A 15,154-nucleotide genomic window follows, 5' to 3' on the forward strand; every position below is an offset into this window, starting at 1 on the left:
TTCTTTACCGTTTTGCAATCCAAAATAAAATAATTCCGATGATGAGCAACGTCAATGGCAACAGATATCCTGATAACGAGCCCAGCAACGACATCACCAGCCCGATATTCATCACCAGCCAAAGTCCCAGCAACACGAAACCAATGGATTTATCCCGTTTGAAAATAAGGAAACAGACAGAAGCGTACAATAACATATTATCCTTATTCATCACCCAAGACAAACCAAGAGAAGAAAAATGAATCAGTTTATCGATCAAAAAGAGTGCTCCTATTACTATAAAAGAAACAGCAGTAGCCATATAGGTATCTTTGCTGTTATTTGCTTTGGCAGCTCCCATCGTTATTTTCCTCCAAACTTATTAATGTGAATTTTCTCCCACTGAAGGTGTTCTTCATTGAAAGGCTTGCGTTCCATTCCTTTGTGACCGATAGCTATAACGGACAGAATCTGAAGCTGCAAAGGTATATCCAGTATTCCATGTACAAACTCGTCGGAAGGCATTCCGGTGGCTGTGAAACGTTCGCGCACCTGTACCCAGCAACTTCCCAATCCAAGATCTTCCGCCTGTAACTGTATCATAATGGAGGCAATCGCAGCATCTTCAATCCAAACATCACTCGCCAACGGGTCAGCCATTACAACAATCGCCAAAGCGGCGTCAGCAATAAAGGAAGAGGCCTGCTCCTTACAGTGAGACAGCTCTTTTAATATTTCTTTATCATCAACAACTATAAATTGCCAACTATTACTGCGTTTGGAAGAGGGAGACATCAAAGCGGCTTTCATCAAGGCAACCACCTCATCCTGAGTCAGTTCTTCATCAGTAAACTTACGCATACTGCGACGGTTCTTTATCAATTCACTGAAATTTTCCATATCATTTCCGGTTTCATCTGATTAATGTATGCAAAGATAATGCAATTATACTATTCTCCTCAATTCTCCGGTCGTAGAATCAATAATAAATCCGTAAACTCTCACATCCGAAGGAATCAAAGGATGGTGGACGATAAAATCAACAGTTCCTCTTACCGACTTTTCCGTATCTTCAAAACCGTCCAACCAGGAATTAAAATCTACTCCGCAGAAACGCATCATGTCAATATAATCCGGATTGATCCCCCGTGCTTTCATTTTCCCGATCATCTCCTCACTATGCATGTGGCAAGCCCCACAGTCAGAATGGGCTATCACCATAATCTCTTCTACTCCCAACTCAAAAATGGCAACGAGCAGGCTGCGAATCACACTGCCGAAAGGATGGGAAATAACCCCTCCTGCATTTTTTATCATTTTCACATCACCGTTCTTTATACCCAACGCCGCTGGAAGCAATGCTGTCAGACGGGTATCCATACAAGAAAGAATCGCTATTTTTTTATCAGGATACTTATTCGTTATATACTCTTCATATCCTTTCTTCTCTACAAATTGCTTGTTATAAGCTAAAATCTCGTCAATCATAGTAGTTATTCCATTTATATATTTTACTAATACACAAAAGTAACAAATTATCCGTTTTCTTGTTGTATGAGAAATAAAAATTGTAAATTTGTAGTTGAATGCCACTTAAACTAACAACATATTATAAAGGAAAGGATATTCCTGATTTGCCGGGAAAGAATACCTTTCATTCCAAAGAGCTGTTTCTGATTTACGAAGCGACTCCGGGCTATACTCCTTTATTGATAGTGGCAACGGAAAACGGCAAACCGATGGCACGTTTACTCGCAGCCATCCGCAAAGCAAAAAGATGGCTCCCCTCTTCATTGGTAAAACACTGTGTAGTATACAGTGAAGGCGAAGGGCTGGATGAGTCGCTTTCCACCAACAAGGAAAAAGCTGAGGAAGTTTTTGGAGAGATGCTTGAGCATCTCACTCAGGAGGCAACACGCACCTGCTTCCTTATCGAATTCCGTAATCTGAATAATTCGATGTTCGGTTATCGTTTCTTCCGAAACAATAACTACTTTCCTGTCAATTGGCTACGGGTACGTAACTCGCTGCATAGTATGAAAAATGTAGAAGACCGATTTAGTCCGTCACGTATCCGGCAAATAAAAAAAGGACTTAAGAACGGAGCAAAAGTAGAAGAAGCACATACAGTAGAAGAGATTCGCGATTTCTCACGAATGCTACATAAAGTCTATTCCTCCCGTATACGCAGATATTTCCCCGCCAACGATTTCTTCCGACACATGAACAGTATGCTCATCAGAGGCAAACAGGCAAAAATATTCATCGTCAAATATAAGGAGAAAATTATCGGCGGAGCTGTCTGTATCTATTCCGGAGAGAGTGCCTTTCTTTGGTTTTCAGGAGGAATGCGAAAGACATACGCATTGCAATATCCCGGTATACTGGCTGTTTGGAAAGCATTGGAAGATGCCCATCAACGCGGGTTCCGCCACATGGAATTCATGGATGTAGGACTTCCGTTCCGTAAACATGGCTATCGGGATTTCGTGCTTCGCTTTGGCGGAAAACAAAGCAGCACCCGCCGCTGGTTTCGTGTCAGTTGGACTTGGCTAAACAATCTTCTAGTCAAATTTTATGTCTAAATGTAATCTCAAGATTACAAAATGGCTCTTCATATCCCTGTCCTATGATTTTTTATGCTTTATAACGCAGCAATTAAATGCAGAAATATTTCTTTATTAGGTAAGAATTGTCTTTCTTTGTGCTGTTTTATGCCATATAAGCACATAATTAAAACCAAATAAAAAAGTATAGTTATGAAGATTTCACACATTGAACATCTGGGCATTGCCGTAAAAAGCATCGAAGAAGCCCTTCCTTACTACGAAAATGTATTGGGTCTGAAGTGTTACAACATTGAAACAGTGGAAGATCAGAAGGTAAGAACTGCTTTCTTAAAAGTAGGCGAAACAAAAATTGAGCTGTTGGAGCCGACTTGCCCCGAGAGTACCATCGCTAAGTTTATTGAAAACAAAGGTGCAGGTGTTCATCACGTTGCATTTGCCGTAGAAGATGGCGTAGCCAATGCCTTGGCAGAAGCAGAAAGCAAAGAAATCCGCCTGATTGACAAGGCTCCGCGCAAAGGTGCCGAAGGTTTGAATATCGCTTTCCTCCACCCGAAGTCCACTCTAGGTGTGCTGACAGAACTCTGCGAACATTAATCATAAACTCTAAAACTAACAAGAACTCATGAGTAATCAACTTGAAAAAATTAAAGAGCTTATTGAACGCCGTGCCGTAGCACGTCTCGGAGGCGGTGAAAAAGCAATTGCGAAGCAACATGAAAAAGGGAAATACACAGCACGCGAACGTCTGGCTATGTTGCTGGATGAAGGGAGCTTTGAAGAAATGGACATGTTCGTTGAGCATAGATGTACGAACTTCGGCATGGACAAGAAGCACTATCCCGGAGACGGTGTAGTAACCGGTTGCGGTACTATCGAAGGACGTCTGGTATATGTGTTCGCACAGGACTTCACCGTTTCTGCCGGTTCACTGTCTGAAACAATGTCACAGAAGATCTGCAAAATCATGGATCAGGCCATGAAGATGGGTGCACCTTGTATCGGTATCAACGACTCAGGCGGTGCCCGTATTCAAGAGGGTATCAATGCTCTTGCCGGCTATGCTGAAATCTTCCAACGTAATATCCTTGCCTCCGGTGTCATTCCGCAAATTTCCGGTATCTTCGGTCCTTGTGCCGGTGGTGCCGTATACTCTCCGGCTCTAACGGACTTCACTTTGATGATGGAAGGCACTTCCTATATGTTCCTTACCGGACCGAAAGTTGTAAAAACAGTAACAGGTGAAGACGTCAGCCAGGAAAATCTCGGTGGCGCAAGTGTTCACTCTACCAAATCAGGCGTCACTCATTTCACTGCCAAAACCGAAGAAGAAGGTTTCGCATTAATCCGCAAACTGTTGAGCTATATTCCTCAAAATAACCTTGAAGAAGCTCCGTATGTGGATTGCACAGACCCAATCGATCGTCTGGAAGATTCTTTGAATGACATTATTCCCGATAGTCCGACTAAGCCGTATGATATGTACGAAGTGATCGGAGCCATCGTAGATAACGGAGAATTCCTGGAAATCCAAAAAGATTATGCTAAGAATATTATCATCGGTTTCGCACGTTTCAACGGACAGTCAGTAGGTATCGTTGCCAACCAGCCGAAATATCTGGCAGGTGTGCTCGATAGCAACGCATCTCGTAAGGGTGCACGTTTCGTCCGTTTCTGCGACGCGTTCAATATTCCTATCGTATCGCTGGTAGATGTACCGGGATTCCTTCCGGGAACAGGTCAGGAATACAACGGTGTTATCCTGCACGGTGCTAAATTATTATATGCATACGGTGAGGCTACCGTACCTAAAGTAACTATTACTTTGCGTAAGTCCTATGGAGGTTCTCATATTGTGATGAGCTGTAAGCAGCTTCGCGGTGACATGAATTATGCATGGCCGACCGCTGAAATCGCAGTAATGGGTGGTGCCGGAGCAGTAGAGGTATTATATGCACGCGAAGCTAAAGATCAGGAGAATCCCGCTCAATTCCTAGCCGAGAAAGAAGCAGAATACACGAAATTGTTTGCTAATCCTTATAATGCCGCTAAATACGGTTACATTGACGATGTGATTGAGCCACGTAACACACGTTTCCGTGTTATTCGCGCTTTGCAACAGTTGCAGACTAAGAAACTGACCAATCCGGCTAAGAAGCATGGAAATATTCCGTTGTAATCCAACTTTTCACATTAAAACAAGAACGATTATGAATAAAACCAAAATCGGAATATTCCTTTCTCTGCTATTACTGATCGGGCTTACTTCTTGTGGAGAGAAAAAGTCGAACAGCAAGCTGGTACTGAACGAAGTCCTGATAGACAACCAAAGTAATTTTCAGGATGACTACGGACTGCACAGCGCATGGATTGAAATATTCAATAAATCATTCGGTAGCGCCGATCTGGCAGCTTGCTTACTGAAAGTGAGCAACCAACCGGGCGATACAGTTACTTACTTTATTCCGAAAGGTGACGTACTGACATTGATAAAGCCGCGCCAACATGCCCTTTTCTGGGCAGACGGCGAGCCTAACCGTGGTACTTTCCACACAAGTTGCAAGCTGAATCCGGAAGCTGCCAATTGGATCGGGTTATTTGACTCCGGTAAAAAGTTAATCGACGAGGTTGTGATACCCGCCGGTGTTTTAGGCCCTAACCAATCGTATGCACGTGTTAGCGACGGAGCAGCAGAATGGGAAGTGAAAGGTGGAAGTAGTGACAAATATGTTACACCAAGCACTAATAACCAAACTCTTGACAGTAATGCCAAGATGGAAAAATTCGAAGAACATGACTCGGTTGGTATCGGCATGTCCATTTCAGCCATGAGCGTAGTATTCTGCGGACTTATCCTTCTGTATATCGCTTTCAAAGTAGTAGGTAAAGTCGCCGTCAACCTGAGTAAGCGTAATACAATGAAATCCAAAGGAATCGACAAGCATGAAGCCAAAGAGTTGTCACAAGCTCCGGGCGAAGTTTATGCCGCTATTTCTATGGCATTGCACGAAATGCAGGATGAAGTACATGATGTAGAAGAAACTGTACTGACCATTACTCGCGTGAAACGGAGCTATTCACCGTGGAGTTCAAAGATTTATACTTTGCGCGAAACTCCTCCCAGAAAGTAAGTCACCTTATAAAAAGTAAAAACGATGAAAGAATATAAATATAAAATCAACGGTAACTTATATAAAGTAACCATCGGAGATATTGAAGATAATATCGCTCACGTAGAAGTGAACGGTACGCATTATAAAGTGGAAATGGAAAAGAAGCCCAAAGCAGCCGTTAAACCTGTAGTAGTACGTCCTATGCCTAATGCACCGGCCGCTCCTACTCAGGTGGTGAAACCGGCCGCTCCAGCTTCCGGAAAATCAGGCGTCAAATCTCCACTTCCGGGTGTTATCCTCGATATTAAAGTTAATGTGGGAGATGCAGTAAAGAAAGGACAGACCATCATTATATTGGAAGCCATGAAAATGGAAAACAATATCAATGCTGACAAAGACGGTAAGATTACTGCAATCAACGTAAACAAGGGAGATTCTGTTCTTGAAGGTACTGACCTCGTAATTATCGAATAATATGGGAGATTTCATAAACTTTTTAGGAAACAACCTAGCCGACTTCTGGACCTACACAGGCTTTGCCAACGCTACCACAGGACACATAGTCATGATTCTTGTCGGCTTGGGGTTCATCTATTTGGCAGTAGCCAAAGAGTTCGAGCCGATGTTGCTGATTCCTATCGGATTCGGTATACTGATCGGTAATATACCTTTCAATATGGATGCCGGACTGAAAGTCGGTATTTATGAAGAAGGTTCAGTTTTGAATATATTGTATCAAGGAGTGACATCCGGATGGTATCCGCCGCTTATTTTCTTAGGCATTGGGGCTATGACGGACTTCTCCGCACTCATCTCTAACCCGAAATTGATGTTGATCGGTGCAGCAGCACAATTCGGTATCTTCGGTGCGTACATGATTGCATTGGAAATGGGATTCGATCCCATGCAAGCCGGAGCAATCGGTATCATTGGTGGTGCAGACGGTCCGACAGCCATATTCTTGTCTTCCAAACTAGCACCTAATTTAATGGGAGCCATTGCTGTATCCGCCTACTCTTATATGGCACTGGTTCCGGTGATACAACCACCTATCATGCGTCTGCTCACCACCAAGAGCGAGCGTGTCATCCGTATGAAGCCGCCACGCGCTGTTTCTCATACGGAAAAAGTGATTTTCCCAATTATCGGTCTGTTGCTGACTTGTTTCCTGGTTCCTTCCGGTTTGCCTTTGTTAGGTATGCTGTTCTTCGGTAACCTATTAAAAGAGAGTGGAGTGACACGTCGTCTGGCCAATACGGCAAGTGGTCCGCTGATTGATACGATCACTATTCTGTTAGGGTTGACAGTGGGTGCTTCTACGCAAGCTTCCGAGTTCTTGACTTTCGATTCTATCAAGATTTTCGCACTCGGCGCATTGTCATTTATCATCGCAACAGCTTCAGGCGTAATCTTCGTAAAGATATTCAATCTCTTCCTGAAGAAAGGCAATAAGATTAATCCGTTAATCGGTAATGCAGGCGTATCTGCCGTTCCCGACTCTGCACGTATCTCACAAGTTATCGGTTTGGAATACGATCCGACCAATTACCTGCTGATGCACGCTATGGGTCCGAACGTAGCCGGAGTTATCGGTTCTGCAGTTGCTGCCGGTATCCTGCTTGGATTCTTAATGTAAAATCACGATTTAAAGAAAATCATGAAACTAGAAAAGGCTGCAACCATAATGGTTGCAGCCTTTTCTTATATATTTATATTGGAATAATCTGATTACTGAGCCAATTTGTTGTCAGAACCGAGCACGTTAAGGATTTTGTGCTTGTACAGTTTTTCCATATTGTCACGAGCCGGACCAAGATATTTACGCGGGTCGAATTCAGCCGGTTTTTCAGCAAATACCTTACGTACAGCAGCAGTCATAGCCAAACGAGAGTCTGAGTCGATATTGATTTTGCAAACTGCAGATTTAGCAGCCTTACGCAATTCTTCTTCAGGAATACCGATAGCAGCTTTCAAAGCACCACCATATTTATTGATAGTTTCCACTTCTTCTTCAGGAACTGAAGATGATCCGTGAAGAACGATTGGGAATCCCGGAAGTTTTTCCATTACAGCGTCCAATACTTCGAATGCCAATGGAGGAGGAACCATACGACCTGTTTTCGGATCGATATGACATTGTTCCGGAGTAAATTTGTAAGCACCGTGAGAAGTACCGATTGAAATAGCCAAAGAGTCGCAACCTGTACGGGTAGCAAAATCAATTACTTCTTCAGGGTCAGTATATGTGTGGTGGTCAGCAGAAACTTCATCTTCTACACCTGCCAATACGCCAAGTTCGCCTTCAACTGTTACGTCAAACTGGTGTGCGTAATCAACTACTTTCTTAGTCAATGCAACGTTTTCTTCGTAAGGAAGATGAGAACCGTCGATCATTACTGAAGAGAAACCTGAATCAATGCAAGATTTGCAAGTTTCGAAAGTATCTCCATGATCAAGGTGGAGAACGATTTCCGGATGTGCGCAACCTAATTCTTTAGCATATTCTACAGCACCCTGAGCCATGTAACGCAATAAAGTAGCGTTAGCATACTGACGAGCACCTTTAGATACCTGAAGAATCACAGGAGATTTAGTTTCAACAGCAGCCTTGATGATAGCTTGCATCTGTTCCATATTGTTGAAGTTGAATGCCGGGATAGCATATCCACCTTTGATAGCCTTAGCAAACATTTCTCTCGTGTTTACCAATCCTAAATCTTTGTAATTTACCATTTTGTTTAAAGTTTATTGTTAGTGAATAAAAATTCTACGCAAAAGTAAGCATTATCCACCGAATAACGAACATCGGAAAGAAAAATATAGTAGAAAAAGGCTTAAATAGAACATCTATTTCTTGCCGGGAAGCAAGGTAGACATTAGATTGTAATGTCTACCTTGCAAATAAATAACTAAAAGACAAATAATAACTCTTCGGGCAAATACACCTTATTATATAATAGGCAATGCGTCATAAACAAAAGTTTTTCAGCAAAACCTTTTTCTATTTCACAGAAAAGCATTATCTTTGCGCACTGAAAATGACCATTACACTATTTCTTACCAAAATAGTAACAGAATATAAATTAAAAAAACAGATACTGAAATGAAAAAAGGCCTTCATCCAGAATCATACCGTCCGGTAGTATTCAAAGATATGTCAAATGGTGATATGTTTTTGTCTAAATCAACAGTAGCAACTAAAGAAACCATCGAGTTCGAAGGTGAAACTTATCCGTTGCTGAAGATTGAAATCTCTAACACTTCTCACCCGTTCTATACAGGTAAATCTACTTTGGTAGACACTGCAGGTCGTGTTGATAAGTTCATGAGCCGTTACGGTGACCGTAAGAAGAAATAATTCGATCTTTCGTTAAAGATGAAAAAGAGGAGATTCTCAGTAGGGAATTTCCTCTTTTTTCGTTCTAAGCTACATAGAGAGAACAGAAAAATCTAAAAAAATATCAGCGTACACAGTTTTTACCGAATAAAGAAACTACCTTTGTTAGATAATAAACAAACTAAAGTAATGGAAATAACCCAATTAGAACAAATGACAAAAGAAGAAGTTCTCAATTTTATCAGAAAGCGCCTCTCTTTCGGTCCGGAAATAAAAAGGCAACTCAAACATGTGGACGAGGATGATTTCAGCAAAGAGCATCGTAGATTCGAAATGTCCGGCTGCGAACAGACTACAGGATGGTGCACTCTTTTCAACACTGCTATCTTAAATGAATTTGCCAATTTAGGTATCTACGATTATACCTCTTATCTTTTTCTCGATTTCGACAAAGGTACTCCAACTGTCTACCTCAAGTACTACGATGAAAATGAAAACCTGGAATATGATCTTAATGGTTATACAACGACAGAAATCATATTTACCATTTTTGAACTCACAATCTTTTCCGGAAGACCGAAAAGACCGAGAAGCTAAGACCTAAATCTTTCGGTTTTCCCGAACATTCATATCCATAAGTTGTTTATTCTCTGTAATAAAGAGAAACGAACCAACGTAAAAACTCTAAACATCAGTATGGTATATGAAGAAGAAATATGGATTCGTCCTGATAGCTGCAATTTTACTGGCAAGCTGCGGACAGAAAAAAGAGACGAAGACAACAACAAGTCGTCCCGTAAAGACTGCAATTGTTGAGTCTAGATCGATTATCAGAAAAGATTTTTCGGGAATTGTAGAAGCGGTAGAATATGTAAAACTGGCATTCCGTGTCAGTGGACAGATCATTCAATTGCCCGTCATCGAGGGAGAAAAAGTAAAGAAGGGACAACTGATCGCAGCCATTGATCCCAGAGATATTGCATTACAATATGCCGCAACCAAATCTGCTTACGAAACGGCAGCTGCACAGGTAGAACGTAACAAACGGCTTCTCTCCCGCCAAGCGATCTCTGTGCAGGAATATGAAATCAGCCTTGCCAACTATCAGAAAGCAAAATCCGAATATGAGTTGTCCGTCAATAATATGCGCGACACAAAACTGACAGCTCCTTTCGACGGCTCCATCGAAAAACGTCTGGTAGAAAACTATCAGCGTGTCAACTCCGGAGAAGGTATCGTGCAACTAGTCAACACACGTAATCTGCGTATCAAATTCATCATACCGGATGTCTATCTCTATCTACTTCGCACTAAAGATCCTCGTTTTTTAGTAGAATTCGACACATTCAGAGGACATATCTTTCAGGCAAAATTAGAAGAATACCTTGATATATCAACAGACGGCACGGGAATCCCGGTCAGCATAACAATTGATGATCCGTCTTTCGATCGAGATCTTTATGCTGTGAAACCGGGCTTTACGTGTAGCATACGTTTCACGGCCGATGTCGGTCCATTGGTACAGGACAGTTGGACAATCGTGCCGCTCAGCGCCGTATTTGGCGAAAGTGAAGGGAAGAAAATGTATGTCTGGGTAGTGGAAGGCAACAAAGTACACAAACGTGAAGTAACTGTCAATGCACCTACCGGAGAAGCTCAAGTACTAATCTCAGAAGGTCTGAAACCCGGAGAAAAGATCATTATCGCAGGCGTATACCAGTTAGTAGAAGGAGAAACCGTAAAAGAAATAGAGAAATGAACTTAGCTAAATATTCATTAGATAACACGAAAATCATCTATTTCTTTCTTGCAGTATTGCTAATCGGGGGAATCACTTCCTTCGGTAAGCTAGGAAAGAAAGAGGATGCTCCGTTCGTCATCAAGTCGGCGGTTATCATGACCCGTTATCCGGGTGCCGAACCGGCTGAAGTAGAACGACTGATTACCGAACCTATCTCCCGTGAGATTCAAAGTATGAGTGGCGTATATAAGATCAAATCAGAATCCATGTACGGACTCTCTAAAATTACATTCGAGCTGCAACCTTCATTAGCAGCCAATTCCATTCCCCAGAAATGGGATGAATTGCGACGAAAGGTGCTCAATATACAGCCCCAGTTGCCAAGTGGCGCATCTACCCCGACCGTTTCTGATGATTTTGGCGATGTATTCGGCATTTATTACGGACTGACGGCAGATGAAGGTTATTCTTACGAAGAGATGCGCAATTGGGCTGAACGGATTAAAACACAGGTAGTCACAGCAGATGGAGTGATGAAAGTTGCCCTATTCGGAGTACAGACAGAGGTAGTGAATATCTATATCTCAACCAACAAATTAGTTGGCATGGGTATCGATCCGAAACAACTTGCAAGTCTGCTGCAATCGCAAAACCAGATTATCAATACCGGAGAAATCCGAGCCGGCGAACAGCAGCTACGGGTAACAGCCAACGGTATGTATACTACTGTTGACGACATCCGCAACCAAGTAATTACAACAAAAGCCGGACAAGTGAAACTGGGTGACATCGCTGTAATAGAGAAAGGATATATGGATCCGCCGTCCAACATCATGCACGTAAACGGCAAACGTGCCATCGGTATCGGTGTATCGACCGACCCGCAACGAGATGTTGTGCAGACAGGAGAAAATGTAAAAAACAAACTTAACGAATTGTTGCCGCTCATGCCCGTAGGTCTGGAGTTGCAGAGCCTATATCTGGAAAATGAAATAGCCAACGAAGCCAACAACGGATTCATCATCAACCTGATCGAATCTATTCTGATTGTAATTGTAATTATTATGCTGGTAATGGGCCTACGCGCCGGTGTACTAATCGGCTCGTCACTTATTTTTTCCATCGGTGGGACGCTACTCATCATGTCTTTCTTCGGTGTAGGACTAAATCGTACCTCCCTTGCCGGATTCATTATCGCTATGGGAATGTTGGTGGATAACGCCATTGTGGTAACAGACAATGCACAAATCGCTATTGCACGTGGGGTAAATCGAAGAAAGGCCCTGATAGATGGCGCTACCGGTCCTCAATGGGGATTACTCGGAGCTACATTCATTGCCATTTGTTCATTCTTGCCACTTTATCTCGCTCCTTCTTCTGTGGCGGAGATAGTAAAACCGCTTTTCGTGGTGCTCGCCATATCTTTGGGATTGAGTTGGATACTTGCACTCACGCAGACCACAGTATTCGGTAATTTTATCCTGAAAGCAAAAGTAAACGACGGCGCAAAAGATCCATACGATAAACCGTTCTACCACAAGTTCGCTTCCATCCTACGTGCACTGATTCGCAGAAAAGCGTTAACATTAGGTTCGATGGTGGTACTGTTCATTATCTCGCTGGTTATCATGGGAACGATGCCACAAAACTTCTTCCCTTCTTTGGACAAACCCTATTTCCGAGCAGACGTATTCTATCCTGATGGGTATAGCATCCAAGATGTCGTGAAAGAAATGAAATCGGTAGAAGACCATTTAGCGAAGCAACCGGAAGTAAAAAAGGTATCAATCACTTTTGGAAGCACTCCGCTAAGGTATTACCTGGCTTCCACTTCGGTAGGTCCCAAACCGAACTTTGCCAATATATTAGTTGAATTGACGGATAGCAAGTATACGAAAGAATATGAAGAGAATTTCGACGGATATATGAAAGCCAACTATCCGAATGCAATCACTCGTACCAGCCTGTTCAAACTATCTCCCGCAGTAGATGCAGCTATCGAGATAGGCTTTATAGGACCGAATGTAGACACACTCGTGGCACTTACCAATCAAGCACTGGAGATTATGCATCAAAACTCGGATTTAATTAATATCCGAAACTCATGGGGAAATAAAATCCCCGTATGGAAACCGGTGTATAGTCCAGAACGGGCACAACCTCTAGGAGTCTCCCGACAAGGAATGGCTCAAAGCATTCAGATCGGTACCACCGGAATGACATTAGGGGAATACAGGCAAGGAGACCAAGTGCTTCCTATCTTATTGAAAGATAATACAGTGGACTCATTCCGTATCAACGACTTGCGTACCCTACCCGTATTCGGCACCGGAAATGAAACAACCAGCCTGGAACAAGTGGTCTCGGATTTCGATTTCCAATACCGATTCTCGAATGTAAAGGATTACAACCGTCAGATGGTAATGATGGCACAATGCGACCCACGTCGGGGAGTAAATGCAATTGCCGCTTTCAACCAGGTGTGGTCTCAGGTACAGAAAGAAATTAAGGTCCCGGAAGGATATACAATGAAGTACTTCGGAGAACAGGAAAGTCAAGTCGAATCAAATGAGGCGTTGGCTAAAAATTTACCGCTGACTTTCTTCCTGATGTTTGTAACCTTGTTGTTCTTATTCAAGACGTATCGCAAACCGACCGTAATTCTATTGATGTTACCACTGATCTTCATTGGTATCGTGCTGGGATTATTAGTACTTGACAAATCGTTCGACTTCTTTTCCATTCTCGGTTTACTGGGATTGATTGGAATGAATATCAAAAACGCGATTGTACTCGTCGAACAGATAGACTTGGAAACAGCTATGGGTAAAAAGCCTTTAGAAGCTGTAGTCAGTGCTACAACCAGCCGTATCGTCCCCGTAGCGATGGCTTCCGGAACAACAATTTTGGGAATGTTACCGCTACTATTTGATGCGATGTTCGGAGGTATGGCGGCTACGATTATGGGAGGATTGTTGGTAGCTTCAGCTCTGACGCTATTCGTTCTTCCGGTGGCCTATTGCGCTATCCAAAGAATCAAAAACTAAATATAACCCTTATTTAGACAGAAGAAATAAATTACAATGAATAAAATGAGAACTCAACTAATAACTCTGTCTCTGCTGCTCCTTAGTCTTACAGCCGAGGCACAACACCCCTTTCTCAGCCGGGAAGCGTACCGGGATAAAGTGGAAGCTTATAGCCAAATACTCAAGCAACAGAAACTAAAAACTATAGCAAGTGCGGAGGCACGTAAGATTGCTCATACCGGTTTCCTGCCCAAAATCGATATCAATGCGGACGGTACACTCAATATGAGTGATCTTAAAGCATGGAACGAGCCATTAGGGGAATACCGTAACCACACCTATCAAGGAGTATTCGTCGTCTCGCAACCTCTTTATACAGGAGGAGCACTCAACGCTCAACACAAGATTGCCAAAGCGGATGAAAAACTCGGCCTGCTCAATGAGGAAATGACAATCGACCAAATTCATTATCAGAGCGATGCAGTCTATTGGAATGCGTCTGCTTCACAAGCAATGCTGCAAGCTGCCGATAAATATCAACATATCGTAAAACAGCAATATGATATTATTCTAGATCGTTTCAATGATGGAATGATTAGCCGTACAGACCTACTCATGATTTCCACCCGGCTAAAAGAAGCTGAACTCCAATATATCAAAGCCCGTCAGAATTACACGTTGGCATTGCAGAAATTGAATATTCTGATGGGAATAGATCCCAACACCCCCGTAGACAGTCTTTATACTATTGACAAGACTTCTGCTCCTATACAAATCCTTTCTCTTGAAAATGTATTGCAACGACGTGCGGATTATGAAAGTACGGAAGTGAACATCATGAGAAGTCAAGCGCAACGTAAAGCCGCATTAAGTCAATTCAATCCTCAGTTGAGTATGTATTTCAGCGGTGGATGGGCAACTGGTACGCCAAATCTCGGATATGATGTCTCATTCAATCCTATTGTCGGCATTAATCTTAATATCCCGATTTTCAGATGGGGCGCCCGTTTCAAGACGAACCGCCAACAAAAAGCGTTTATCGGAATACAGAAGTTACAACAAAGCTATGTGACGGACAATATTAACGAAGAACTTTCAGCCGCACTGACTAAGTTGACAGAAACGGAATATCAGGTGAAGACAGCCACAGAAACGATGAATCTGGCTAATGAAAATCTCGACCTGGTTTCTTTCTCTTACAACGAGGGAAAAGCAAATATGGTAGACGTATTATCCGCACAGTTATCATGGACACAAGCACATACAAACTTGATTAATGCATACTTATCTGAAAAGATGGCAATAGCGGAATACAGAAGAGTTATCAGTGAATAATAAAAACCAGATTTTAAATTCATCTGACAAAGAAGAGAGTCTCAAAACTTGAA

General features: G+C 42.5%; 15 protein-coding genes. 11 read left to right on the forward strand and 4 right to left on the reverse strand.

All coding sequences use genetic code 11. The features are described 5' to 3' along the window. Positions 1 to 4: 4 nt before the first annotated feature. The 3 genes from ACNOGP_RS20080 to ACNOGP_RS20090 are packed head-to-tail and all read right to left on the reverse strand — an operon-like array spanning position 5 to position 1,467. Positions 5 to 340, reverse strand: coding sequence for a hypothetical protein (locus tag ACNOGP_RS20080; RefSeq protein ID WP_186967015.1), 336 nt, complete (start codon positions 338 to 340; stop codon positions 5 to 7). Between the two features lie 2 nt (positions 341 to 342). Beyond that, positions 343 to 879: a nitroreductase family protein gene (locus tag ACNOGP_RS20085; RefSeq protein ID WP_143866654.1), complete on the reverse strand. Its 537-nt coding sequence runs from the start codon at positions 877 to 879 to the stop codon at positions 343 to 345. Between the two features lie 45 nt (positions 880 to 924). After that, positions 925 to 1,467, reverse strand: a complete 543-nt coding sequence (locus ACNOGP_RS20090; RefSeq protein WP_272720903.1) for a beta-class carbonic anhydrase — start codon at positions 1,465 to 1,467, stop codon at positions 925 to 927. 98 nt (positions 1,468 to 1,565) lie between these two features. Between ACNOGP_RS20090 and ACNOGP_RS20095 the strand changes: the two genes are divergently transcribed. The 6 genes from ACNOGP_RS20095 to ACNOGP_RS20120 all read left to right on the forward strand — a co-directional run bounded on the left by ACNOGP_RS20095 (position 1,566) and on the right by ACNOGP_RS20120 (position 7,295). After that, complete coding sequence (locus tag ACNOGP_RS20095) at positions 1,566 to 2,564, forward strand: GNAT family N-acetyltransferase (RefSeq protein ID WP_007758641.1); 999 nt, start codon at positions 1,566 to 1,568, stop codon at positions 2,562 to 2,564. 174 nt (positions 2,565 to 2,738) lie between these two features. After that, positions 2,739 to 3,143: a methylmalonyl-CoA epimerase gene (gene mce, locus ACNOGP_RS20100; protein WP_002561104.1), complete on the forward strand. Its 405-nt coding sequence runs from the start codon at positions 2,739 to 2,741 to the stop codon at positions 3,141 to 3,143. 28 nt (positions 3,144 to 3,171) lie between these two features. Then, complete coding sequence (locus ACNOGP_RS20105) at positions 3,172 to 4,725, forward strand: acyl-CoA carboxylase subunit beta (protein ID WP_007756886.1); 1,554 nt, start codon at positions 3,172 to 3,174, stop codon at positions 4,723 to 4,725. Positions 4,726 to 4,756: 31 nt separating this feature from the next. Beyond that, positions 4,757 to 5,677: an OadG family transporter subunit gene (locus tag ACNOGP_RS20110; protein ID WP_007758640.1), complete on the forward strand. Its 921-nt coding sequence runs from the start codon at positions 4,757 to 4,759 to the stop codon at positions 5,675 to 5,677. A gap of 24 nt (positions 5,678 to 5,701) precedes the next feature. Then, positions 5,702 to 6,133 (forward strand): acetyl-CoA carboxylase biotin carboxyl carrier protein, encoded by a 432-nt coding sequence (locus ACNOGP_RS20115; RefSeq protein WP_007756883.1) that lies wholly within the window; start codon positions 5,702 to 5,704, stop codon positions 6,131 to 6,133. Position 6,134: 1 nt separating this feature from the next. Continuing rightward, a complete protein-coding gene (locus tag ACNOGP_RS20120) occupies positions 6,135 to 7,295 on the forward strand; it encodes a sodium ion-translocating decarboxylase subunit beta (RefSeq protein WP_007756882.1) in 1,161 nt (386 codons plus the stop codon). A 92-nt stretch (positions 7,296 to 7,387) separates the two neighbouring features. Here the strand turns inward: ACNOGP_RS20120 and ACNOGP_RS20125 are convergent, their stop codons facing one another. Next, a complete protein-coding gene (locus tag ACNOGP_RS20125; RefSeq protein ID WP_007756881.1) occupies positions 7,388 to 8,392 on the reverse strand; it encodes a class II fructose-bisphosphate aldolase in 1,005 nt (334 codons plus the stop codon). A gap of 370 nt (positions 8,393 to 8,762) precedes the next feature. On the opposite strand from ACNOGP_RS20125, the gene ACNOGP_RS20130 reads away from it, so the two are divergent. The 5 genes from ACNOGP_RS20130 (at position 8,763) to ACNOGP_RS20150 (ending at position 15,101) form a co-directional block, all read left to right on the forward strand. Then, positions 8,763 to 9,017, forward strand: coding sequence for a type B 50S ribosomal protein L31 (locus tag ACNOGP_RS20130; protein WP_005678397.1), 255 nt, complete (start codon positions 8,763 to 8,765; stop codon positions 9,015 to 9,017). A gap of 168 nt (positions 9,018 to 9,185) precedes the next feature. Further along, complete coding sequence (locus ACNOGP_RS20135; RefSeq protein ID WP_418213552.1) at positions 9,186 to 9,593, forward strand: hypothetical protein; 408 nt, start codon at positions 9,186 to 9,188, stop codon at positions 9,591 to 9,593. Positions 9,594 to 9,699: 106 nt separating this feature from the next. Continuing rightward, a complete protein-coding gene (locus tag ACNOGP_RS20140) occupies positions 9,700 to 10,755 on the forward strand; it encodes an efflux RND transporter periplasmic adaptor subunit (protein WP_418213553.1) in 1,056 nt (351 codons plus the stop codon). Further along, complete coding sequence (locus ACNOGP_RS20145) at positions 10,752 to 13,784, forward strand: efflux RND transporter permease subunit (RefSeq protein ID WP_418213554.1); 3,033 nt, start codon at positions 10,752 to 10,754, stop codon at positions 13,782 to 13,784. The genes ACNOGP_RS20140 and ACNOGP_RS20145 overlap by 4 nt, the downstream gene beginning before the upstream one ends. Before the next feature lie 45 nt (positions 13,785 to 13,829). Next, complete coding sequence (locus tag ACNOGP_RS20150; protein WP_288213802.1) at positions 13,830 to 15,101, forward strand: TolC family protein; 1,272 nt, start codon at positions 13,830 to 13,832, stop codon at positions 15,099 to 15,101. The last annotated feature ends 53 nt before the right edge of the window (positions 15,102 to 15,154 follow it).

Source organism: Bacteroides difficilis, from assembly GCF_048319815.1.
GTDB lineage: Bacteria > Bacteroidota > Bacteroidia > Bacteroidales > Bacteroidaceae > Bacteroides > Bacteroides zhangwenhongii.

Coding starts and splice junctions, on each gene's coding strand:
- ACNOGP_RS20080 (WP_186967015.1), bottom strand. CDS start 340: ATGGGAGCTGCCAAAGCAAATAACAGCAAAGATACCTATATGGCTACT.
- ACNOGP_RS20085 (WP_143866654.1), bottom strand. CDS start 879: ATGGAAAATTTCAGTGAATTGATAAAGAACCGTCGCAGTATGCGTAAG.
- ACNOGP_RS20090 (WP_272720903.1), bottom strand. CDS start 1,467: ATGATTGACGAGATTTTAGCTTATAACAAGCAATTTGTAGAGAAGAAA.
- ACNOGP_RS20095 (WP_007758641.1), top strand. CDS start 1,566: ATGCCACTTAAACTAACAACATATTATAAAGGAAAGGATATTCCTGAT.
- mce (WP_002561104.1), top strand. CDS start 2,739: ATGAAGATTTCACACATTGAACATCTGGGCATTGCCGTAAAAAGCATC.
- ACNOGP_RS20105 (WP_007756886.1), top strand. CDS start 3,172: ATGAGTAATCAACTTGAAAAAATTAAAGAGCTTATTGAACGCCGTGCC.
- ACNOGP_RS20110 (WP_007758640.1), top strand. CDS start 4,757: ATGAATAAAACCAAAATCGGAATATTCCTTTCTCTGCTATTACTGATC.
- ACNOGP_RS20115 (WP_007756883.1), top strand. CDS start 5,702: ATGAAAGAATATAAATATAAAATCAACGGTAACTTATATAAAGTAACC.
- ACNOGP_RS20120 (WP_007756882.1), top strand. CDS start 6,135: ATGGGAGATTTCATAAACTTTTTAGGAAACAACCTAGCCGACTTCTGG.
- ACNOGP_RS20125 (WP_007756881.1), bottom strand. CDS start 8,392: ATGGTAAATTACAAAGATTTAGGATTGGTAAACACGAGAGAAATGTTT.
- ACNOGP_RS20130 (WP_005678397.1), top strand. CDS start 8,763: ATGAAAAAAGGCCTTCATCCAGAATCATACCGTCCGGTAGTATTCAAA.
- ACNOGP_RS20135 (WP_418213552.1), top strand. CDS start 9,186: ATGGAAATAACCCAATTAGAACAAATGACAAAAGAAGAAGTTCTCAAT.
- ACNOGP_RS20140 (WP_418213553.1), top strand. CDS start 9,700: ATGAAGAAGAAATATGGATTCGTCCTGATAGCTGCAATTTTACTGGCA.
- ACNOGP_RS20145 (WP_418213554.1), top strand. CDS start 10,752: ATGAACTTAGCTAAATATTCATTAGATAACACGAAAATCATCTATTTC.
- ACNOGP_RS20150 (WP_288213802.1), top strand. CDS start 13,830: ATGAGAACTCAACTAATAACTCTGTCTCTGCTGCTCCTTAGTCTTACA.